Below are 21,765 nucleotides of genomic sequence, written 5' to 3'. Positions count from 1 at the left end.
TCCGGGGGGACCGCCCCCTGCGGGCGGTCCCCTGTCAGTCCAGGTAGCCCCTCAACTGGTCGGCGAAGGCGTGGTCGCGGAGCTTGTTCAGCGTCTTCGACTCGATCTGGCGGATCCGCTCACGGGTCACGCCGAAGATGCGGCCGATCTCCTCCAGCGTGCGGGGGCGGCCGTCGGCCAGCCCGTAGCGCAGCTGCACGACCTTCCGCTCCCGTTCACCGAGGGTGGAGAGGACCGCCTCCAGGTGCTCCCTGAGCAGCAGGAACGCGGCGGACTCGACCGGGCTCGCGGCGTCGCCGTCCTCGATGAGATCCCCGAGGGCCACGTCGTCCTCCTCGCCCACGGGCGCGTGCAGCGAGACGGGTTCCTGGGCGAGCCTCAGCACCTCGCTGACCCGCTCGCCGGGCAGTTCGAGGTGGGCGGCCACTTCCTCCGGCGTCGGCTCGTAGCCGCGCTCCTGGAGCATGCGGCGCTGGACCCGGATGACCCGGTTGATGAGCTCGACGACATGGACCGGGACGCGGATGGTGCGGGCCTGGTCGGCCAGGGCGCGGGACATCGCCTGGCGGATCCACCAGGTCGCGTACGTCGAGAACTTGTACCCGCGGGCGTAGTCGAACTTCTCGACGGCCCTGATCAGGCCGAGGTTGCCCTCCTGGACGAGGTCGAGCATGGTCAGCCCGCGTCCGACGTAGCGCTTGGCGACCGAGACGACGAGCCTCAGGTTGGCCTCGATGAGCCTGCGCTTGGCGACCCGGCCCATGACCACGAGCCGGTCGAGGTCCAGGGCGAGTTCGGTGTCCAGGTCGGGGGTGTTGCCGAGCTTCTCCTCGGCGAACAGACCGGCTTCCACGCTGCGGGCGAGTTCGACCTCCTCCGCGGCCGTGAGCAGCGGGATGCGGCCGATCTCGCGCAGGTACTGCCGGAACAGGTCCGAGGAGGGCGCGCTGGTGTCGGCGCGGCCGCGCAGCGGTTCGGCGGGCTCGGGCGCCTCGGAGACCTCACCGGCGGGTGGTTCCTCGATCTCGGGCGGCTCCTGCGGCTCGTCCTCCGTCTCGGGGTGGTGCGCGGGCCGGCTCTGCGGAGGCACCCCCGCGAGGACGTCGGTCTGCACATCCGGCTCGTCCGTACGGATGTCGGTCTGTGTGAGGGTCTGGGTCTGCACGGGGGCGACCTCCAGGAATGTCGCTGCTGAGGCATGCGGCAGCGGTACGTCGGGGATGGGGCCGGTGGTCCGCCCGCCGGCCATCCCGTAGTCGTTGAGCGGAATCGCGGGGGTGTCGGACCCGCCATGGGCGGGCCGGCCGCGCTCCGGGGACTCAGGCACCGCACCCCAGTGTGGGGTACGACACATCGCTGCCACGAGGGGCGTGCGTCCACTTTTTGAGTCCGGTGCGTGACCGGCCGGTTACTCAGGTCGTTTGACCGTCACACCGGACAACCGGGGGCACCGGGGAAGTTGGGGCACACGAGCGGGAACGAGGAGCCGCGGCGTAGTCCCGAGGCACCCGGGGCGCGCCGGACGAGGTCCTGGAACGGCAGGCCGCGACGCCCGACCTCGCCGCTCAAGCCGAACAGGGCCGGGTCCTCGCCGGGCACGGCACGATGTCGCGGTCCCCGGTCGCGGGCCGGTCCGCGACCCTCGACCACCTCGGGATCACCGCGCCCGAGCCGGCCCCGGAGGGCCGGGGACTCCGCGCGGCGGCGCTCACAGCGACGCGGCCCCGCGTTCCCGCAGCGCCTGGTCGTACTGCTGCAGCACCCACAGTTCGTTCTGCACAGCGGACAGATGGGCCGGGTCGGCGTAGGCGCCCAGGCGGGTCAGCGTGCTCTGGACGTCGCGGATGCGGCGTTCGACGGCGCGGCGGCGGACCGTGACCAACTGGGCGCCGGCGTAGGTCTCGTCCACCTCCTTGCGGAGCATGATCGCCTCGACCGCCAGTTCCGTCACCATGGCGCGCACCGTGTCGTCGGGGGCCGCCTCGCGCACGCGGACCAGGTACTCCTGCGGGTCCTGCGCGCCGTACTCCGCGCCGCCGGCCTCCAGGATCGCCTCGCGGACCGCCGCGTACGGCTGCGCGGTGAACTCGTCGACCCCGTACGCGTCGAATGCCGGAGAGACCAGCTCCGGCCTCTGCAGGGCGAGTTTGAGCAGCTCGCGCTCGGTCGCGTAGACCGGGTTGCGGAGGTTCAGCGCCGGACCCGTCGCCGCCGGGCGGGAGGCCGCCTGGTAGGACTGCGGGGCACGGTGCCCGGCCGGCGCCGGGCCCCGGCCGCCCCGGTCACGCGCCCAACGGGCGAGCTGCGCCACCCGCTTGACCACGAACTGGGTGTCGAGGATGCCGAGCATGCCCGCGAGCTGCACCGCGACCTCGTGCTGGGCACCGCTGTTCTTGATGCGGGCGACGACCGGCGCGGCCTCGTCCAGCGCGGCGGCGCGCCCGGCCGGGGTCTCCAGGTCGTAGCGGCCGAGGATCTGGCGGAGCGCGAACTCGAACAGCGGTGTCCGGGGTTGGACCAGGTCGGCGACCGCGTCGTCGCCCTTGGCCAGGCGCAGCTCGCAGGGGTCCATGCCGTCCGGCGCGATCGCGATGTACGTCTCGGCGGCGAACTTCTGGTCGTCCTCGAAGGCCCGCAGGGCGGCCTTCTGGCCGGCCGAGTCACCGTCGAAGGTGAAGATCACCCGTGCCGAGCCGTTGTCCATCAGCAGCCGGCGCAGGATCTTGATGTGATCGCCGCCGAAAGCCGTGCCACAGGTGGCGATGGCCGTGGTGACACCCGCGAGGTGGCAGGCCATGACGTCGGTGTAGCCCTCGACGACGACCGCCCGGCTCGACTTCGCGATCTCCTTCTTCGCCAGGTCGATGCCGTAGAGGACCTGGGACTTCCGGTAGATCGCCGTGTCGGGGGTGTTCAGGTACTTGGGCCCGTTGTCCGCCTCGTACAGCTTCCGCGCGCCGAAGCCGACGACGTCCCCGCCGATGTCGCGGATCGGCCACATCAGCCGGCCGCGGAACCGGTCGATGGGGCCGCGCCGGCCCTCCTGGGACAGTCCCGACAGGAGCAGTTCCTTGTCGCTGAAGCCCTTGCCCCGCAGGTAGCGGGTGAGGTGGTCCCAGCCCTGGGGGCTGTAGCCGACGCCGAAGTGGACCGCTGCGGCCTGGTCGAAGCCGCGCTCGGCCAGGAACGCCCGCCCCGCCTCGGCCTCGGGTCCGGCGTCGAGCTGCTCGGCGTACCACTGGGCGGCCAGCTGGTGGGCCTCGACGAGGCGGATGCGCTCGCCGCGCTGGTGGGTCGGGTTGTACCCGCCCTCCTCGTACCGCAGCGTGATGCCCGCGCGGGCCGCGAGGCGCTCGACCGCCTCGGAGAAGGAGAGGTGGTCGACCTTCATCACGAACGTGATGGTGTCGCCGCCCTCCTGGCAGCCGAAGCAGTGGAACAGGCCCTTGCTCGGGCTGACCTGGAAGGACGGGGACTTCTCGTCGTGAAACGGGCACAGGCCCTTGAGGTTGCCGCCGCCCGCGTTGCGCAGCTGGAGGTACTCGGACACGACGGCGTCGATCGGGACCGCGTCCCGTACCGCCTTCACGTCCTCGTCGTTGATCCGTCCTGCCACGAGGTGATTCTACGGGGCAGGACCGACACTCCTGGGGCGGGACGGCCGGCCCCCGCCGGGGCCGGCCCGCCGCACGGCGGCCGGCAGACGCGCTGCCCCGGGGGGATCACGGCACGCGGGCCGCGAACGGCGGCCTCCGGATCACGGGACGAGGCTCTCCAGCGGCACACCCGGGTCCGCCAGGGCGTCCTGGTCCACGACGGACCTCGACCGGATCAGGTCCTGAATTCGCTCTGTGACGTCCCACACGTTGACGTTCATCCCCGCCAGCACCCTCCCCTCCTTCAGCCAGAAGGCGATGAAGGTCCGCTTCCCGGCGTCGCCCCGGATCACCACCTCGTCGTACGATCCCGCCGGCGCCCATCCGGAGTACTCCATCCCGAGGTCGTACTGGTCGGAGAAGAAGTAGGGCAGCCGGTCGTACGTGACCTCGCGCCCGAGCATCGCGCGGGCCGCCGCCGGGCCGCCGTTCAGCGCGTTCGCCCAGTGCTCCACACGCAGCCTGGTACCGAAGAGGGGGTGGTGGAGGGAGGCGATGTCGCCGGTGGCGTAGATGTCGGGGTCGGAGGTGCGCAGCTGCTCGTCCACCACCACGCCCCCGCCCTGTGCGAGGTCGGCGATCTCCAGGCCCGCCGCCTCGGCGAGCCCGATGCGCGGCGCGGCACCGATCGCCGCGAGCACGTCGTGCGCGGGGTGCTCCTCGCCGTCGTCGGTGCGGGCGGCCAGCACCATGCCGTCCTGGCCGACGATCTCGGTGAGCCGCACGCCGAAGCGGAAGCGGACGCCGTGCTCGCGGTGCAGTTCGGCGAAGACGTTGCCCAGCTCGGGGCCGAGAACCGTGTGCAGCGGGGTCGGCCCGTGTTCGACGACGGTGACCTCGGCGCCGTACTCACGGGCGGCCGCGGCGACCTCCAGACCGATCCAGCCGGCACCCGCGATCACAAGATGGCCGTTGTCGCGGCCCAGCGAGGTGAGAACGCCCTTGAGACGCTCGGCATGGGCGAGGCGCCGCAGATGGTGCACACCGGCGAGGTCCGTGCCCGGGATGTCGAGGCGCCGGGGCTCGGCGCCGGTCGCGAGCAGCAGCTTGTCGTAGTGGACAAGGGTGCCGTCGTCGCCGAAACGGACCGTCCTTGCGCCGCGGTCGATGGCGTCGACGGTCTGGCCGAGATGCAGTTCGACGTCGTTGCGCGCGTACCAGGCGGGCTCGTGGACGAAGACGCTGTCGCGCTCCTCCTTGCCGAGCAGATAGCCCTTGGAGAGGGGCGGCCGCTCATAGGGGTGGTCCCGTTCGTCGCAGATCAGTATCACGCGGCCGGTGAAGCCCTCCGCGCGGAGTGTCTCGGCCGCCTTCGCACCGGCAAGACCTCCTCCGACGATGACGAATGTCTGATCCGCGTCGACCACTTGATGCCTCCTATTAATGATGTCGCCATATGCGAGCGTCCCGCACGCAGCGTGCAGCGGGAAGAGGGAGTGGCCCGATCAGGCCACTCCCGATCACGTCCGGCTCAGGTCCGCCCCGTCAGCCGCTCGTGCAGGGACCGCGCCGAGGCGTCCGTGAGCGAGGCGATCTGGTCGACGATGACCCTTTTGCGCGCGCGGTCGTCGGCCGCCTCCTGGAACAGCGCCCGGAATTGCGGATCGAGCCCTTCGGGTGCCCGCGCGGTCAGCGCCGCGGCCAGCTCCGCGACCACGACGCGCTGGTCGGCACGCAGCCGCTCCTGCTCGGCGCGCTGCATCACGTACAGGTCGGCGACCGCCTTCAGGACCGCGCACTCCATGCGGGCGTCCGCGGGGACGACGAGCTCGGCGGCGTACCGGGTCAGACGCCCGCTGCCGTACGCCGACCGGGTGGCGCCCTCCGCGGCCAGGCAGAAGCGGCCGATGAGCTGACTGGTGGCGTCCTTGAGCCGGGCCTGGGCGACGGCGGATCCGTCGTAGCCGCTCGGCCACCACTCCTGGGCGAGCAGCCGGTCGAGGGCCTCCGCCAGCTCCTCGGGGTCGGTGTCCACGGGTACGTACCGCCCCCGGGCGACGGCGAAGACGGCCTCGCGCTCGGGGTCGGCGTGCAGACAGCCCGGGTCGATGTGCCCGGCGTGCAGGCCGTCCTCGAAGTCGTGCACCGAGTACGCCACGTCGTCGGACCAGTCCATGACCTGGGCCTCGAAGCAGGTGCGGTGGCCCGGGGCACCCTTGCGGACCCAGTCGAAGACGGGGCGGTCGTCCTCGTAGACGCCGAACTTCCGGGACGCCGGGTCGGTGGGGTGGGCGCCGCGCGGCCAGGGGTACTTGGTGGCGGCGTCGAGGGCGGCGCGCGTGAGGTTCAGGCCCACACTGACGAAATCGCCGGTGTCCTCGCTCCGTACGAACCGCTTGGGCTCGATGCGGGCGAGCAGGCGCAGGGACTGGGCGTTGCCCTCGAAGCCGCCGCAGTCCCGCGCGAACTCGTTCAGTGCCTGTTCGCCGTTGTGCCCGAACGGCGGGTGGCCCAGATCGTGGGAGAGGCAGGCGGCCTCGACGAGGTCGGGGTCGCAGCCGAGGGCGGCGCCCAGCTCACGACCGACCTGGGCGCACTCCAACGAGTGGGTGAGCCGGGTGCGCGGGCTGGCGTCCCAGGTCTCGACGAGGGTCCCCCCTGGACGGGCGAGACCGAGGACCTGGGGGATCGTGCCGGGCGTGACGACCTGGGTCTTGCCCGCCAGACGGCGCAGTGCCGCCGAGTGCAGCACCCGCGCGCGGTCGCGCTGGAAGGCGGTGCGGCCGGGGCGCTTGTCGGGTTCGGGCGCCCAGCGCTCGGCCGCAGCGGAGTCGTACGCCGAGCCGGCCGAGCCGTTCTCGTAGCGCGCGGAGGTCTCGCAGGCCTTCGGTGCAGTGCCGTCCATGACCCGACAGTAAACGCAGCGGGCGGCAATCGGGATGTGGGCGTCCGTCTCCCGCCGGGCCGTTTCGCGCCGTGGAGCCGGTCGTTCAGGCGGAGGTCAGCGCGTGTTCGGCGGCGGCTTCCGGGGCCGCGAGGGTCTGCGCGTAGCGGTGCAGGACAAGACGGGCCATCGCCGGATGGGCGCCGAGCGGGGCCGCGGCGATCCACGGGGCGGCCGCGGCACACTCCGCGGCGAAGCGGCCGGGCGCGGCGAAGTAGGAGGCGACGGCGATCCGGTGGCGCCCGCGGGCGGTGAGCGCGCGAACCGCGCCGGCGACGGTGGGCGTGGCGGCGGAGGCGTAGGCGGGGACGACCGGGACGCCGAGGCGTTCGGCGAGCAGCCGCGCGGTGCGCCGGGTGTCGGCGGCGGAGTCGGGGTCGCGGGAACCGGCGGCCGCGAGCACGACGGCGCTCGCCCGGCGCCGGGCGTCACTGAGCGTCGTGCGCCAGCCGGCCTCGACCAGCCGGGCGTAGAGGGTCTCCACGAGGAGGGGGTGCGGGCCGAGCGGGGCGGCCACCCGGGTCTCCGCGCGCGCCGCGGCGGCGGCTTCGGGGATGTCCCGCTTGACGTGGTGGCCGCGGCCGAGCAGCAGCGGTACGAGGACGGTGCGGCCGTCGCCGAGCGAGGCCAGCGTGTCGGGCAGCAGCGGCTCGTTCAGCTCGATGTGGCCGAGGCGCACCGGCAGCAGGGGGCGCAGTTCACGGACGCGCTCGACCAGGGTGCGCACGGTCGACAGGGCCCGCGGGTCACGGCTGCCGTGCGCCACGAGGACGAGCGCGGGCGGCGCCGGCCGCCGGGTGCCGTCGAGGGACACGAGGCCGAGCCGGGTGCCGAGTTGACTGCCGATCCGGTTCATGAGCTGCGCCGCACTGTCGAGGTGTGCGTCACCGGGCGGCAGCCCGCCGGGGCTGGCGTGGGACTCGTCGCGATAAGGGTTCGACGCCGTCATGGAGCGATCCTGCCGGGGGGAGGTTGCCGCCCCGTTGCACGGCCATGACCGGGTTGTTTTCCGGGGTTTCACAGCACGGGGACCGGTGGTGTGAGGCGGGCGCGGTCGGTTGCGCGCACGCCCCGGAGCCACAGGCGCGGGTGCGTCCGCACGACACGGCGCGGGAGGGCGGCGGTTCGCGTGAGGCATGTCTCGCGGTTCGGGCGAACCGGATCACCGTACGCTGCGTCCACACTGGCGACACGGTGAAGCGATCGACCTGGGGGGACGCGTGCCGATGGGCCTGCCGCGCCTGAGGATCCGCCGGCCGAGGCTGCCGCGTACGCGCGCGGGGCGACGCCGGGCCGTACAGGTTCTTGTCCTGCTGTGCGTGCTGGCGCTCCTGCCGGCGACGTGGATGTACCTGGCCACGGGCAGCCGGCTGCGCACGACCGCGGACGTGCCGCGCACGGAGGTGGCCGTCGTCTTCGGCGCCGGTCTCTGGGACGGCGAGCCCTCGCCGTATCTCGCCCATCGGCTGGACGCGGCGGCGCGGCTGTACCGGGCGGGCCGGATCGAGGTCGTCCTGGTCACCGGCGACAACAGCCGCAAGGACTACGACGAGCCGGGTGCGATGCGCGACTATCTGGCCGGGCACGGCGTGCCGCGTGCCCGGGTCGTGACGGACTACGCCGGATTCGACACCTGGGACTCCTGCGTCCGGGCCAAGAAGATCTTCGGTGTGGACCGGGCGGTCCTGATCAGCCAGGGCTTCCACATCCGGCGCGCGGTGGCCCTGTGCCAGGCGGCGGGCGTGACCTCGTACGGCGTCGGCGTCGACGACAAGCACGACGTGACCTGGTACTACGGCGGCACCCGGGAGATCTTCGCGGCGGGCAAGGCCGCCCTCGACGTGCTGTTCCACCCGGGGCCTCGGTTCCTCGGCCCCAGGGAGCACGGCGTCGCCAAGGCGCTGGCCGCGGCGCGGGGCTGAAACAAGGCGGATCCGGGACCCGCCGCGCCGGACCTCACGCGGCCGCACGCCCCGCGGGGAGGTCCCGGTCCCGGCGGTGTAACGGCGGGCGGCCCGGTACGAAACACGGCATCGGCACGCTGGGCGGCATGCGGACCACCTCGACGCCCACCCACTGCCCGTACTGCGCACTTCAGTGCGGGATGAATCTGACGCTCCTGCCCGGCGGAGCCGTCGAGGTGACGGAGCGCGCGGACTTCCCGGTGAACCGGGGCGCGTTGTGCGGCAAGGGCAGGACGGCGCCGGCCCTGCTGTCCCCCGAGTTGCGGCTGACCTCGCCGTTGGTGCGCTCACAGGGCGTGCTCAGGCCGGCCGGCTGGGACGAGGCCCTGGACCGCGTCGCGGAGGGGCTCTCCCGGACGCGCGCGGAACACGGTCCCGACGCGCTCGGGGTGTTCGGCGGAGGCGGCCTGACGAACGAGAAGGCGTATGCGCTCGGGAAGTTCGCCCGGGTGGTGCTCGGCACCTCGCAGATCGACTACAACGGGCGGTTCTGCATGTCGTCGGCGGCTGCCGCGAGCGTCCGGGCGTTCGGGCTCGACCGGGGGCTGCCGTTCCCGCTGGAGGACGTCCCGCGCACCGGCTGCGTGATCCTCGTCGGCTCCAACCTCGCGGAGACGATGCCCCCCGCTCTGCGTCATCTGACGGAACTGCGGGAGAACGGCGGCACGCTGATCGTCGTCGATCCGCGCCGCACCCGCACGGCCGAGCAGGCCGACCTGCATCTGGCCCCCCGGCCGGGTACGGATCTGGCGCTGGCGCTCGGTCTGCTGCACCTCGTCGTCGCCGAGGGCCGTACCGACGAGGCCTACGTCCGGGAACGCACCAGCGGCTGGGAGGAGGCGCGGGCCGCCGCGATGGCGCACTGGCCGGAGTACGTGGAGCGGATCACGGGGGTGCCCGTCCCCCGACTGCGCGAGGCGGTACGGCTGTTCTGCGCACCGAAGAGCGCGATGGTGCTGACCGCGCGCGGACCCGAGCAGCAGTCCAAGGGCACGGACACCGTGGGCGCCTGGATCGACCTGTGCCTTGCGACCGGCCGCGCGGGGCGCCCGTACTCCGGCTACGGCTGCCTGACCGGCCAGGGCAACGGGCAGGGCGGCCGCGAACACGGCCAGAAGGCGGACCAGTTGCCCGGCTACCGCAAGCTGACCGACCCGGCGGCACGCCGGCATGTGGCGGAGGTCTGGGGGGTGGATCCGGACACCCTGCCGGGCCCGGGCCGCAGCGCGTACGAACTCCTCGACGCGCTGGGCACGGACATCCGTGCCCTGCTGCTGATGGGCTCCAACCCCGTGGTGTCGGCGCCCCGCGCGGCCCATGTCGAGGAGCGGCTGCGCTCGCTGGACTTCCTGGCGGTCGCCGACGTGGTCCTCTCGGAGACGGCCCGGCTGGCCGACGTGGTGCTGCCGGTCGCGCAGTGGGCGGAGGAGACGGGCACGACGACCAGCCTGGAGGGCCGGGTCCTGCTGCGCCGACGTGCGCTGAGCCCGCCGGCCGGGATCCGCAGCGATCTGGAGGTGCTGCACGAACTGGCCGCCCGGCTCGGCGTGGAGAAGGGCTTCCCCGTGGAACCGCAGGAGGTCTTCGACGAACTGCGCCGCGCCACGGCGGGCGGCCCCGCGGACTACTCGGGCATCACCTACCGGAGACTGGCCGAGGAGAACGGCGTGTTCTGGCCGTGCCCGGCGCCGCCCGGTTCGCGGGCCGGTGTGTCGCCGGGTGTGCTCACCGACGATCCGGTGCAGGAGGAGTCACCGTCCGCCGTCCACCCGGGCACGCCTCGTCTGTTCCTCGACCGGTTCGCCACCGGGGACGGGCGGGCGCGGTTCGCCGCCGTGTCGTACCGGGACTCCGCCGAGGAACCCGACGAGACCTACCCGGTACTGCTGACCACGGGACGGGTCGTCGCCCAGTACCAGTCCGGCGCGCAGACGCGACGCGTCGACGAACTGAACGCCGCCGCGCCCGGCCCGTACGTGGAGATGCACCCTCGGCTGGCCGAGCGGCTCGGCGCGGCGGACGGCGAGCCGGTGGCCGTGGTGTCGCGGCGGGGCCGGGCCGTGGCGCCCGCACGGATCAGCCCGGCCATCCGGCCGGACACCGTGTTCATGCCGTTCCACTGGCCGGGCGAGGGCCGTGCCAACACCCTGACGAACCCGGCTCTCGACCCCACCTCCCGCATGCCGGAGTTCAAGGTGTGCGCGGTGAGGCTGGAACGTGTGGGAGGCGCCCCCGAGGACGGCTCAGGGGCCGGGCGTGTGTGAGGCGCTCGCGGCGCTGTCCGGCGACGTGCTCGATACCGCTCCCCCGGCAGGGGCGGTCGCCGACGGGGCACCGGGCGTCCCGGCCGGGGACGGGGAGGCGGGCGGTCCTGCGCTGTCGCCGGTGGCTGTCCCGCCGCTCTCGCGTGTGGTGTCGATCCCGACGGTCAGGGTCGCGAGCAGCCCTGTGTCCATATCCCCGGTGACGGCCATCAGCCCGTCCCTCGCACCGCCCCCGCGGTACACCTGGTCCCGGGCGAGCCGGACGCGCGTCCCCTTGTGCCGGGTGTAGGGGGACCTCGCGTACACCTCGTCGGCATGGCGGTCGTCGAAGAAGAGCTGGCCGGTCCAGTTGGTCCTGCCGCCCTCGTAGGTGCCTGCACCCCTCCGGCCGCCGGTGTGCACCCTGACGTCGATATGGGGGGCGCGCGAGGCGTACCAGCCGGGGAAGACGGTCACGAACTCGGCGACGCCGTCGGCGCCGGTCTGCTGGAGGCCCCTCGGACACGCCCCTGCCCGCGTGCCGCCGGGTGAGCCGGAGCACTGGCCCTGCGCGTCGCAGTGCCAGATCTCGACGGCCGCGCCCGCGAGGAGGGCGCAGGCGTGGGGCTCGTCGCGCACGGTCAGCCGTACCGTGAGCGGCACTCCCGGCCTGCCGTCGGTGATGTCCTTGCGGAAGGGCGCTCCCCGGAGGTGGTACGGCCCTGCCGTGGTGCCCGGTGTCAGCACGCACAACTCACCGGCGGCGCCGGGGCTCGGCGCCGTGCGGGAACCGGGGGCGCGGGAGCCGCGGGTCGGGGAGGAACAGGCGCCGGCCCCGAGTCCCAGGACGGCACCCGCGGCGCCGCCCAGCGCGAACACCCGCCGCCGGGAGATGTCCCTGTCGGTCATGACCGGGACCCTAGGACGCACGGATTTGCAGTGGGAGGGGAATCACGGCCCGGTCGCCCGCACGAGCGACCCCGCTGCCCGGGCGGCCGCGTCCGCCCCGGGACACCGTGCCGCCGGTGTCGATCCATCGGGGACCGGGAAGGGCGCCTCCCGGCGGCTCCTCCCCAGCGGGGGCGTTTCGGCTTCCGTCTCAGGGGCGGGCCAGCCAGTCCCCGCCCTCGATCCGTCTGCCGTGCGCGCGCAGTCGCGCCGCGACGGCGGGCGCGGCGAGGTACACCCACGCCCGGACCACCCTGCCGTCGGACGCCGTCACCTCCCGGTCCACCCGCTCGTAGAGACTGCGGGGGTCGCCCGGGACGTACTCCTCCAACCGGTCGAGGGCGTCGAGCAGTTCGCGGTACGCCTCGGGCAGCGCGGTGACGATCTCACCGGTTACCGTGCCGCCGTGCTGCTCCACGGCGTAGGGGTATCCGGGGCCGTCGTACAGCAGGGCCCCGGGCAGCAGCCCCGGCTCCTCGCAGCGGGTGCGCCCGCGCAGGAACTCGTCGTGGTAACGCTCACCGGGGCGCAGTGTCCCGTACACGAAGAACGGCAGTCTCACCTGCCCGCTCCTCGGTCGATCCCATGGGCCGCCACCATGATCGGTCTTCCTTCCGCACCCGTGCCGAGTCCCTGCAGCAACGATTTTCACCCCCCTCACACATCTCCTCGAACGCGCTATGGACATGACATGTCATGAACCCTTAAACCGGTGGGACGTCCGGGGCCGCCGCCCCCGACCCCCACATGCGCCCCCACGCGCCTTCCCGAGGAGACCGATGAGTCGGATACGGCACATCCGAGGTTCCCGCCTCGCCGCGGCCGGCACGGCCGCGACCACCGCGGTCCTGCTGGCCGCCGCCCTCGCCCCCGCGCCCGCCGGCGCCGCCGACAGACCCGACCGGGCCACCGCGATCGCCAACGCCACGACGGCACTGGTGCACCAGGCGGCGCGCCTCGGCCTCACCTCGGCACAGAGCACCACCGTACGGGACGTCGTCGTGGACGCCGACGGCAGCCAGCACGTGCGCTACGACCGGACATACCGTCAGCTCCCCGTCCTCGGCGGGGACTTCGTGGTCCACCTCGCCCCCGGGGGCTCATACCGCAGTGCGGACCGGGCCACCGGGCGAGCCATCACCGTGCCGACGACCACCCCCACGGTCAAGGCACCCGAGGCGGCCGACCTGGCCACCGCCGCGCTGCGCGCCGTGAACGCCGGCGAGTTGCTCAAGCGCGTGACCGCCAAGCCGCAGCTCGTCGTCGACGCCCTGCACGGCGCGCCGAAGCTCGCCTGGCGCACCGATGTCGTCGGCCAGGACTCGCTCGGCAACCCGGTCGCCCGCACCGTCCTCACGGACGCCCGCACCGGGAAGCAGATCGACGCCTGGGACAGCATCGAGACGGCGACCGGTGACGGGAAGTCCCTCTACAGCGGCACGGTCGCCCTGGAGACCACGCAGTCCGGCTCCACGTACCAGCTCAAGGACCCCACGCGGGGCAACACCTACACCGGCGACGCGGCGAACAAGACGGACCTCTGCTTCCTCGGGATCTGCCTCAGCCGGGCACCCGCCACCCTGTTCACCGACTCGGACAACCACTGGGGCACGGGGGCGGCGACGGACCGTTCGTCCGCGGCGGTGGACGCGCAGTACGGCACCGACGAGACCTGGGACTACTACAAGAACGTCCACGGCCGCAACGGCATCGCGGGCGACGGCAAGGGCTCGTACAACCGCGTGCACTACGGCACCAACTACAACAACGCCTTCTGGGACGACACCTGCTTCTGCATGACGTACGGCGACGGCGACGGGAGCACCTTCGGCCCGCTGGTGGCGCTGGACGTGGCGGGCCACGAGATGTCGCACGGTGTGACGTCGAAAACGGCGGCGCTGACGTACTCCGGTGAGTCGGGCGGCCTGAACGAGGCGACGTCGGACATCTTCGGGACGCTGGTGGAGTGGTACGCGAACAACTCCTCCGACCTCGGTGACTACCTCATCGGCGAGAAGGTCGTCCGCTCGGGCTTCGGCCAACCGGCCCTGCGGTTCATGGACAAGCCGTCGAAGGACGGGAACTCCGCGGACTGCTGGAGCTCGTCGGTCGGCAACCTCGACGTCCACTACTCCTCGGGCGTCGCCAACCACTTCGCGTACCTGCTCGCGGAGGGCAGTGGCGCGAAGACACTCAACGGGGTGTCCTACAACTCCCCCACCTGCAACGGCTCGACGGTCACCGGCATCGGCCGGGACAAGCTCGGCAAGATCTGGTACCGGGCCCTGACGGTCCATATGACCTCCTCGACCGACTACGCGGGCGCCCGCACCGCGACGCTGAGCGCGGCGAAGGACCTCTACGGCGCAGGCAGCACCGAGTACAACGCCGTGGCGGCGGCGTGGACCGCGGTGGGCGTGGGCTGACCGACCCGGCTCCGGCTCCGGCTCCGGCTCCGGCTCCGGCTCCGGCTCCGGCTCCGGCTCCGGTTCCGGCGAAAAACCGTGGCAGGTCGGGTCCCGGTGCGCCTACGCTCCGGGACCCGACCGGTCCACGGCCCCACGGAGTCCCATGCCCACCACGAAGATGCACGCCGACGAACTCGACGTCGACGACGCCCTGGTGCGCCGTCTGGTCGCCGACCAGTTCCCGCAGTGGGCGCGCCTGCCCGTCGCCCGGGTCCCGTCGGCCGGGACGGACAACGCCATGTTCCGGCTGGGCGACGACATGGTCGTGCGGCTGCCGCGGCGGCCCGACGGGGCCCGGCAGGTGACCGAGAGGCAGCGCTGGCTCCCCCGGCTCGCCCCGCATCTGCCGCTGACGGTTCCGGTGCCGCTCGGCAGGGGGGAGCCTGCCCCGGGGTACGGGCAGCCGTGGTCGGTGCTGCGCTGGCTGGACGGCGAGAACGCCTACGACGCCCCGATCACCGAACTCGCCGATGCCGCCGTCCGGCTGGGCCGTTTCGTGGTGGCGCTGCGGAGGATCGACGCCACCGGCGGCCCGGCCTCCTGGCGCGGCGGACCGGTCGGGGCGAACGACGCGTACGTCCGCGCGGCGATCCGCGACCTGGGCGCCTGCGGCAGCGTGGACCCGGCCGCGGCGACGGCGCTGTGGGAGGAGGTGATCCGGCTGCCGCCGTGGGGCGGCGGTCCCGTCTGGCTGCACGGCGACCTTCTGCCCGGCAATCTGCTGACCTCGGCCGGCCGGCTCACCGCGGTGATCGATTTCGGTGGCCTGGGCGTGGGCGACCCGGCGGCCGACACGCTGGCGGCGTGGGCGGTCTTCACGGCCGGTACCCGCGACCTGTTCCGTGAGGCGGCCGAGGCCGACGACGCCACCTGGCAGCGGGGGCGCGGCTGGGCGCTGTGCTTCGGCCTCATGGCGGAGCACTACTACCGGACGACCAATCCGGTGCTCGCGGCGGTGGGCCATCGGGCGGCGGCCGAGGCACTGAACGGCTGACGGCTCCCGCACGCCCGGGACACCTCCGGCAGCGCGGCGCACGGCACTACCCGGCGTACGGGCTCCTCTCCTTCGCCTCCCGCAGCGCCCGTGCCCACCAGACCAGTTGGTCCAGCATCACCTTGGCCGCCGCTGCGGGTCCTGACGCGTCGCGCGGTTGCCCCTCCGCGTCGAACGCGGCGCCCGCGCCGTGGAAGGACACCGTGTCCCGCACGGTGACCGCGTGGAGCTCGGCGAAGACCTGACGGAGGTGTTCCACCGCACGCAGGCCTCCGGAGACGCCGCCGTACGAGACGAGGGCGACCGGCTTGGCGCGCCACTCGGTGTAGTGCCAGTCGATCAGGTTCTTCAGCCCGGCCGGGAAGGAGTGGTTGTACTCGGGGGTCAGGACGACGTACGCGTCGGCGTCGGCCAGCTTCGGGGTGACCCCGGCGAGTGCGTCCTTCGCCTCCGGGGTCGGGGACAGGGTCGTCGGCAGGGCGACCTCGGCCACGTCCACGACGTCGGGTACGAGGTCGTCCCGTTCACGGACCCGGCCGAGCAGCCAGTCGGCGACGACGGGCCCGAAGCGGCCCTGCCGGTTGCTGCCGACGACGACGGCGACGCGGACGGGTGGGACGACAGGGGGATGCGTGGTGGTGTTCATGGCACCACCCTGGTACCTCGACCTTTCTTGAGGTCAAGCGACGCCTCCGCCCGGACGCCGCCCCACGGGCCGCCCGTGTGCGTCACCCGTTTCGCAGCCACCCCTGGACCCTTCGGGTGTTCTCTGACGGCCCGTCGGAAATGCACCGGTGACCTGCCGAAACGTCACGGCGACGCCTCCATTGACGTCCGGGATGACACCCGTTCACCCTATTTCTGACGTTCCGTCAGAAAGCGGGGAACGCGGACTGCCGCTTTCCTCGAAAGGGCAGGGGCACGACCTACGCAGCGGCACACTCGGGATGTCGCGGGCCGTGCCCTCTCCCCGAGGAGCACCACGATGCGACGAACGGCCCGCCTGGTCACCGGTCCCGCGCTCGCCGTCGCCGCCGCGGCGCTCGCCGCCGCCGCACCCGCGTACGGCGCGAACACCGACGAGCTGGCGGTCTCTCCCACGATCGCCGTGCCCGGCGGGCAGGTCACCGTCGACACGACGGCCTGCGGCCCGGACGGCTCGGCGGCCGGCGACGCCTCGGCGGTCGGCGCCGGAACGTTCATGCTGGCGCCCGGCACGCACGGGGCGAAGGCGACGGCGCGGTTCCGGGTGCCCCCGGGCGCGCAGCCGGGTACGTACGAGATCGTCGCGACGTGCTCCGGCGCACAGCACACGACCGTGACCGGGGACCTGGTGGTCTCCCTGACCGCGGTCAAGAACCCGGCGCTTCCGCAAGGAAGCGTGAAGACGGGGGTCGGCGGTGCATTCGGCCCCGACCCCGTGAAGACCGCGGCCGGTGTGGCGGCTCTTGCCGTCGCGGCCGCGGGCGGTACCTGGCTCCTGCATCGCCGGGTGAAGGGCGACGGGATCTGACGGACACCCTCCGCGGTCCGTCGGCCGGTACCGCCAACCCGCTCCCCCTCCGGGTCCGATGCCCCTCGCGGCCCGGAGGGGGCCCGGGAGACCCCTCACCTCGCAAGGAGGCCCATGTGCGCAAGGTCGGCAAGTCCCGCACCGTCGGTGACGCCGCGATAGCGTCCGTCACCGCGGTAGCCCTCCTGGCCGGCATATGGCTGCTGCAGGGCGCCGACGAGCCCGCGTCGCCCCCGCAGCCGACGGCCGCTCAGGCCGCCCCGGGCACGGACCAGGAGCGGTTCGGCCCACCCGCCCTGCCGCCCTCGCCACCGGACCGCATCCGCATACCCTCCCTGCACGTCGACGCCCCTCTCACCGGCCTCGGCCTGACCGGCACCGGGGCACTCCAGGCCCCGCCCGCCGCCGCCAAGAACCTCGCGGGCTGGTATGAGAACGGCGCCACGCCCGGCGAAGCGGGCACCGCGGTCGTCGCCGGCCACGTCGACAACACGACGGGCCCCGCCGTCTTCTACGACCTCGGCGCGCTGAAGAAGGGCAGCACGATCGATGTGCACCGACGCGACGGCTCGACCGCCGTCTTCACGGTGTACGCGGTCCAGGTCTTCCAGCGGAAGGACTTTCCCGACGCCAAGGTCTACGGTCCCGCAGCCCGACCCGAGCTTCGGGTGATCACATGCGGGGGCGGCTACTCACGCAGGACGGGCTACCGGGGGAACGTGGTGGTCTTCGCCCGCTTCACGGTCGGCCATCCGGCCCTCACACTGCCGCTCCGCCTCGGCTGAGGTCAGCGTTCCGCACGGGAAACAGCCGTGATGCGGGCGGGTAACGTCGGCACCGCACGCTGCGATGCATGACCTCGAATACGCGTGTGGTGGTGATCGGCGCCGGACTCGCGGGCGTCCGTCTCGCCCGGCGCCTCGGCGAACTCGGCACGCCCGCCCTGCTCGTCGGCGAGGAGGAGCACCCCCCGTACAACCGCGTGCTGCTGGCCGACGTCCTGGCCGGCCGCTACCCGCCCGAGGTGATCTCCCTGCCGGCCCCGGAGCGCCTGATGCGCGCCCGGGCCACCCGGATCGACCGAGCCGGCCGCGAGCTCCACTGCTCCGACGGCTCGGTGATCGCATACGGCACGCTCGTCCTCGCCACCGGATCCAACCCGGTGCTTCCGCCCCTGCGCGGCCTGCTCGCCCCCGGCCGGACCGAACTGCCCGAGGGCGTCCACGCCTTCCGCACCATGGACGACTGCCTCCGGCTCGCCGGGGCGGTACGCGAGGGGGTGCGGGCCGTGGTCATCGGCGGCGGGCTGCTCGGGGTCTCCGCCGCCCGCGCCCTCGCGGCCCGCGGTACCCAGGTGGTCCTCGCCCAGCAGGCGGAGCGGCTGATGGAACGCCAGCTAGACCCGGGCGCCTCGGCACTGGTGCGCCGTCACCTCACCGCCCTGGGTGTCGAGGTGCACACCGAGACCCGGGTCCGCGGTGTGCGCACCCGGGCGGGCGCGGTCCGTTCCGTGGAGATGGCCGACGGTTACTCCCTCGACACCGACCTCGTGGTGCCGGCCTGCGGTGTCCTTCCGCGGGTGGGCCTGGCCCGGGAGGCGGGCCTGGCCGTGGACAGCGGCGTCCTCGTCGACGACGAACTGCGCACCTCGGACCCGGACATCCGGGCGATCGGGGACTGCGCCCAGCACGCCGGGACCGTGTACGGGCTCGCCGCCCCCGCACTCGAGCAGGCCGGCGTCCTCGCCGAGCTGCTCGCGGGCGGGGCGGGCGACCGGACCCGCCGCTACTCCGGCACCCGTTCCCTCACCCGGCTCACCCTCGCCGGGCGGGACGTCCTGGACCTCGCCGCCTTCGGCGAGCCGGACCCCCGCCCCGGCGACGACGTCGTGCGGCTCGCCGACGCCACCCGCGGCACCTACCGCAGGGTCGTCGTCCGAAAGGACCGCCTGGTCGGCGGCGTGCTCGTCGGCGACCTCGGCACCGTCGGCGACCTCGCCCGCGCCTGGGAGGGTGCCGAGCCGCTTCCCACGGGCGGCGCCCCGCTGCTGCATCTGCTCACCACCGATGGAGGCTCCTGATGTCCACGACCGCACGCGGCGGGGACCGCCCCACGATCGTGCTCGTCGGCCACGGCATGGTCGGCCAGCGCTTCCTGGAAGCGCTGGCCGAGCGCGGCCTGACCGCCACGCACCGCGTGGTCGTGCTGTGCGAGGAGCCGCGTCCCGCCTACGACCGGGTCCGGCTCACCTCGTACTTCTCGGGCACCACGCCCGAGGAACTGTCGATGACCGACATGGAGTTCATCAACGGGCACGGGATCGAACTCCACGTCGGCGACCCCGCCGGAAGGATCGACAGGGACACCCGCACGGTCACCGCGCGCTCCGGGCTCACCGTCCCGTACGACGCGCTCGTCCTCGCCACCGGCTCCTACCCCTTCGTGCCGCCGGTCCCCGGCAAGGACGCCGAGGGCTGCTTCGTCTACCGCACCGTCGAGGACCTGCTGGCCATCGAGAGCTATGCGAGGACGCGGGCCCGCACGGGCGCGGTGGTCGGCGGCGGGCTGCTCGGCCTGGAGGCGGCCGGCGCGCTCAAGGGCCTGGGCCTCTTGACGCACATCGTGGAGTTCGCGCCGCGGCTGATGCCCGTGCAGGTCGACGAGGGCGGTGGGGCCGCCCTTCTGCGCACCGTCGAGGACATGGGCCTGACCGTGCACACCGGCACGGGCACCCAGGAGATCGTCGCCGGTGCGGACGGCGCGGTGGCGGCCATGAAGCTGTCCGACGGCTCCGAGCTGGCCACCGACATGGTGGTGTTCTCGGCCGGTGTCCGCCCCCGCGACCGGCTCGCCCGCGACTGCGGGCTGACGGTGGGCGAGCGCGGCGGCATCGCCGTGGACGAGCAGTGCCGTACGGTCGCGGACCCCCGTGTGTTCGCGATCGGCGAGTGCGCGCTCGCCTCCGACGGCCGGGTGTACGGGCTGGTCGCGCCGGGTTACGAGATGGCGGAGACGGCCGCGGCCACGATCGCCGCCGACGAGGCCGCGTTCACCGGGGCCGACCTGTCCACCAAACTCAAGCTGCTCGGCGTGGACGTCGCGTCGTTCGGCGACGCGCACGGCACCACCGAGGGCTCACTCGACGTCACCTACGCGGACTCGCGTTCGGGCACGTACAAGAAGCTGGTCGTCGGCCGGGACGGGGAACTGCTCGGCGGCATCCTGGTCGGCGAGGCGGAGGCCTACGGGACGCTGCGCGCGCTCACCGGTTCGGTGCCGCCCGTACCGCCGGAGTCCCTGGTGCTGCCCGCCGGAGCCGGGTCACCCGCCCCGCTCGGACCCTCCGCGCTGCCGGACGAGGCGGTCGTGTGCTCCTGCCACAACGTCACCAAGGGCACGATCCGCGACGCGATCACCGGGCACCGGTGCACCACCGTGCCCGAGGTGCAGAAGTGCACCAGGGCCGGCACGGGCTGCGGAAGTTGCGTCAAGGTGATCGGCGGCCTGGTCGCCGACGAACTGGCGGCGAGCGGTGTCGAGACCGACAAGGGCCTGTGCGGCTGCTTCCCGCAGACGCGGGAGGAGCTGTACGAGATCGTCCTCAGCCTGCGGATCTCCTCCTACCGGCGGCTGCTCGACCGGTTCGGGCACCGAGGCGCGCGGGGCGGGGACGGGTGCGAGGTCTGCAAGCCCGCGGTCGCCTCGATCATCGCCTCCCTGGCCCCGGCGATCGGCGCCGACGGACATGTGCTGGACGGCGAGCAGGCGGCGCTTCAGGACACCAACGACCACTTCCTCGCCAACCTGCAGAAGAACGGCTCCTACTCGGTCGTGCCCCGCATCGCCGGCGGCGAGATCACCCCGGAGAAGCTGATCGTGATCGGTGAGATCGCCCGCGACTTCGGCCTCTATACGAAGATCACCGGAGGTCAGCGCATCGACATGTTCGGCGCACGGGTGGAGCAACTGCCGCTGATCTGGACCCGGCTGGTCGACGCCGGCTTCGAGTCCGGCCATGCCTACGGCAAGGCGCTGCGTACCGTGAAGTCCTGCGTGGGCCGGACCTGGTGCCGCTACGGCGTCCAGGACTCCGTGCGCATGGCGATCGATCTGGAGCTGCGCTACCGGGGGCTCAGGTCCCCGCACAAGCTGAAGTCGGCGGTCTCCGGCTGCGCCCGCGAGTGTGCGGAGGCCCGGTCCAAGGACTTCGGCGTGATCGCCACGGCGAACGGCTGGAACCTCTATGTGGGCGGCAACGGCGGCGCCTCCCCGCGCCATGCCGATCTGCTCGCCCAGGATCTCTCCGACACCGAACTCGTCCGTACGATCGACCGCTTCCTGATGTTCTACATCCGCACCGCCGACCGGCTGGAGCGCACCTCGGTGTGGCTGGAGCGGATCCCGGGAGGTCTTGCCCACGTTCGGGACGTGGTGGTCAACGATTCCCTCGGCATCTGCGGGGAGCTCGAGTCCCTGATGGCGGCCCATGTGGCGAACTACCGCGACGAGTGGGCCGAGACCGTCGCCGACCCCGAGAAGTTGGCTCGTTTCGTGTCGTTCGTCAACGCGCCGGACACCCCGGACCCCGTCGTCGGCTTCGTGCCCGAGCGCGACCAGATCAAGCCCGACCTGCCGTTGCTGGCCATCGGCCCCCGCCCCGACGAGGACGTCCTGGAAGGAAGTGCCGCACGATGACCCTGGCATCGGGGACGACCGGTCCGAAGGTCCAGCTCCGCCTCGACGGGGACGGCTGGTTCACGGTCTGCGACCTGAGCCTGCTGACCCCCGAGGGCAGAGGCGTGGCCGCACTGCTGCCGGACGGGCGCCAGGTGGCGCTCTTCCGCGACCGCGCCGGCCGGCTGTACGGCATCGACAACCGGGACCCCTTCGGCGGCGCGGCGGTGCTCTCCCGCGGCCTGACGGGCACCCACGACGGCCGGCCGTTCGTCGCCTCCCCCCTGCTGAAGCAGCGCTTCGACCTGCTCTCCGGCCGGTGCCTGGACGACGAGTCGGTTCGGGTGGCGACCTACGAGGTGCGTACCGCGCTCGACCCTTTGCTTGACTGATCGTTCCGGAAAATCCTAGGCTCCGGCAT

General features: G+C 73.0%; 17 protein-coding genes. 9 read left to right on the top strand and 8 right to left on the bottom strand.

Translation table 11 applies throughout. The features are described 5' to 3' along the window. Nucleotides 1-34 precede the first annotated feature (34 nt). The 5 genes from RCR19_RS25210 to RCR19_RS25190 form a co-directional block, all read right to left on the bottom strand. Entirely contained in the window at nucleotides 35-1,327 is a 1,293-nt protein-coding gene (locus RCR19_RS25210; protein WP_331267191.1) for an RNA polymerase sigma factor, read from the bottom strand. 381 nt (nucleotides 1,328-1,708) lie between these two features. After that, the gene (gene dnaG, locus RCR19_RS25205; RefSeq protein WP_331267190.1) at nucleotides 1,709-3,616 is read right to left on the bottom strand and encodes a DNA primase; all 1,908 of its coding nucleotides are present in this window, start codon (nucleotides 3,614-3,616) and stop codon (nucleotides 1,709-1,711) included. Between the two features lie 141 nt (nucleotides 3,617-3,757). Further along, nucleotides 3,758-5,023: an FAD-dependent oxidoreductase gene (locus RCR19_RS25200; RefSeq protein ID WP_331267189.1), complete on the bottom strand. Its 1,266-nt coding sequence runs from the start codon at nucleotides 5,021-5,023 to the stop codon at nucleotides 3,758-3,760. 104 nt (nucleotides 5,024-5,127) lie between these two features. Next, the gene (locus RCR19_RS25195; RefSeq protein ID WP_331267188.1) at nucleotides 5,128-6,501 is read right to left on the bottom strand and encodes a deoxyguanosinetriphosphate triphosphohydrolase; all 1,374 of its coding nucleotides are present in this window, start codon (nucleotides 6,499-6,501) and stop codon (nucleotides 5,128-5,130) included. 85 nt (nucleotides 6,502-6,586) lie between these two features. Beyond that, complete coding sequence (locus tag RCR19_RS25190) at nucleotides 6,587-7,489, bottom strand: sirohydrochlorin chelatase (protein WP_331267187.1); 903 nt, start codon at nucleotides 7,487-7,489, stop codon at nucleotides 6,587-6,589. 277 nt (nucleotides 7,490-7,766) lie between these two features. Between RCR19_RS25190 and RCR19_RS25185 the strand changes: the two genes are divergently transcribed. Continuing rightward, on the top strand, nucleotides 7,767-8,462 hold the full coding sequence (locus RCR19_RS25185; protein WP_331267186.1) for an ElyC/SanA/YdcF family protein: 696 nt from the start codon (nucleotides 7,767-7,769) through the stop codon (nucleotides 8,460-8,462). 128 nt (nucleotides 8,463-8,590) lie between these two features. Further along, complete coding sequence (locus RCR19_RS25180; RefSeq protein ID WP_331267185.1) at nucleotides 8,591-10,768, top strand: molybdopterin oxidoreductase family protein; 2,178 nt, start codon at nucleotides 8,591-8,593, stop codon at nucleotides 10,766-10,768. Here the strand turns inward: RCR19_RS25180 and RCR19_RS25175 are convergent. Both RCR19_RS25175 and RCR19_RS25170 read right to left on the bottom strand, forming a co-directional pair. Then, nucleotides 10,748-11,656, bottom strand: coding sequence for an intradiol ring-cleavage dioxygenase (locus RCR19_RS25175; RefSeq protein ID WP_331267184.1), 909 nt, complete (start codon nucleotides 11,654-11,656; stop codon nucleotides 10,748-10,750). The genes RCR19_RS25180 and RCR19_RS25175 overlap by 21 nt on opposite strands. 190 nt (nucleotides 11,657-11,846) lie before the next feature. Continuing rightward, nucleotides 11,847-12,257 carry a gamma-glutamylcyclotransferase family protein gene (locus RCR19_RS25170; RefSeq protein ID WP_331267183.1) on the bottom strand — a complete coding sequence of 137 codons (411 nt, stop codon included), beginning with the start codon at nucleotides 12,255-12,257 and terminating at the stop codon, nucleotides 11,847-11,849. 217 nt (nucleotides 12,258-12,474) lie between these two features. Between RCR19_RS25170 and RCR19_RS25165 the strand changes: the two genes are divergently transcribed. Next, nucleotides 12,475-14,121 carry a M4 family metallopeptidase gene (locus tag RCR19_RS25165; protein ID WP_331267182.1) on the top strand — a complete coding sequence of 549 codons (1,647 nt, stop codon included), beginning with the start codon at nucleotides 12,475-12,477 and terminating at the stop codon, nucleotides 14,119-14,121. 145 nt (nucleotides 14,122-14,266) lie between these two features. Beyond that, on the top strand, nucleotides 14,267-15,157 hold the full coding sequence (locus RCR19_RS25160) for an aminoglycoside phosphotransferase family protein (RefSeq protein ID WP_331267181.1): 891 nt from the start codon (nucleotides 14,267-14,269) through the stop codon (nucleotides 15,155-15,157). A 46-nt stretch (nucleotides 15,158-15,203) separates the two neighbouring features. On the opposite strand, the gene RCR19_RS25155 is transcribed toward RCR19_RS25160, so the two are convergent. Further along, nucleotides 15,204-15,803 (bottom strand): NAD(P)H-dependent oxidoreductase, encoded by a 600-nt coding sequence (locus tag RCR19_RS25155; protein WP_331267180.1) that lies wholly within the window; start codon nucleotides 15,801-15,803, stop codon nucleotides 15,204-15,206. Nucleotides 15,804-16,142: 339 nt separating this feature from the next. On the opposite strand from RCR19_RS25155, the gene RCR19_RS25150 reads away from it, so the two are divergent. The 5 genes from RCR19_RS25150 to nirD all read left to right on the top strand — a co-directional run bounded on the left by RCR19_RS25150 (nucleotide 16,143) and on the right by nirD (nucleotide 21,736). After that, the gene (locus RCR19_RS25150) at nucleotides 16,143-16,670 is read left to right on the top strand and encodes a hypothetical protein (protein ID WP_331267179.1); all 528 of its coding nucleotides are present in this window, start codon (nucleotides 16,143-16,145) and stop codon (nucleotides 16,668-16,670) included. A 116-nt stretch (nucleotides 16,671-16,786) separates the two neighbouring features. Continuing rightward, the gene (locus tag RCR19_RS25145; RefSeq protein WP_331267178.1) at nucleotides 16,787-17,455 is read left to right on the top strand and encodes a class F sortase; all 669 of its coding nucleotides are present in this window, start codon (nucleotides 16,787-16,789) and stop codon (nucleotides 17,453-17,455) included. Between the two features lie 68 nt (nucleotides 17,456-17,523). After that, nucleotides 17,524-18,750 (top strand): FAD-dependent oxidoreductase, encoded by a 1,227-nt coding sequence (locus tag RCR19_RS25140; protein WP_331267177.1) that lies wholly within the window; start codon nucleotides 17,524-17,526, stop codon nucleotides 18,748-18,750. Beyond that, nucleotides 18,750-21,365: a nitrite reductase large subunit NirB gene (gene nirB / locus RCR19_RS25135; RefSeq protein ID WP_331267176.1), complete on the top strand. Its 2,616-nt coding sequence runs from the start codon at nucleotides 18,750-18,752 to the stop codon at nucleotides 21,363-21,365. Before RCR19_RS25140 ends, nirB begins: the two co-directional genes overlap by 1 nt. After that, complete coding sequence (nirD, locus tag RCR19_RS25130; protein WP_059131471.1) at nucleotides 21,362-21,736, top strand: nitrite reductase small subunit NirD; 375 nt, start codon at nucleotides 21,362-21,364, stop codon at nucleotides 21,734-21,736. The genes nirB and nirD overlap by 4 nt, the downstream gene beginning before the upstream one ends. Nucleotides 21,737-21,765: the final 29 nt, after the last annotated feature.

This window comes from Streptomyces sp. WAC07094 (assembly GCF_036320405.1).
In the GTDB taxonomy this organism is placed as follows: Bacteria; Actinomycetota; Actinomycetes; order Streptomycetales; family Streptomycetaceae; genus Streptomyces; species Streptomyces lannensis.
This window is presented reverse-complemented; position numbering and strand designations above follow the sequence as displayed.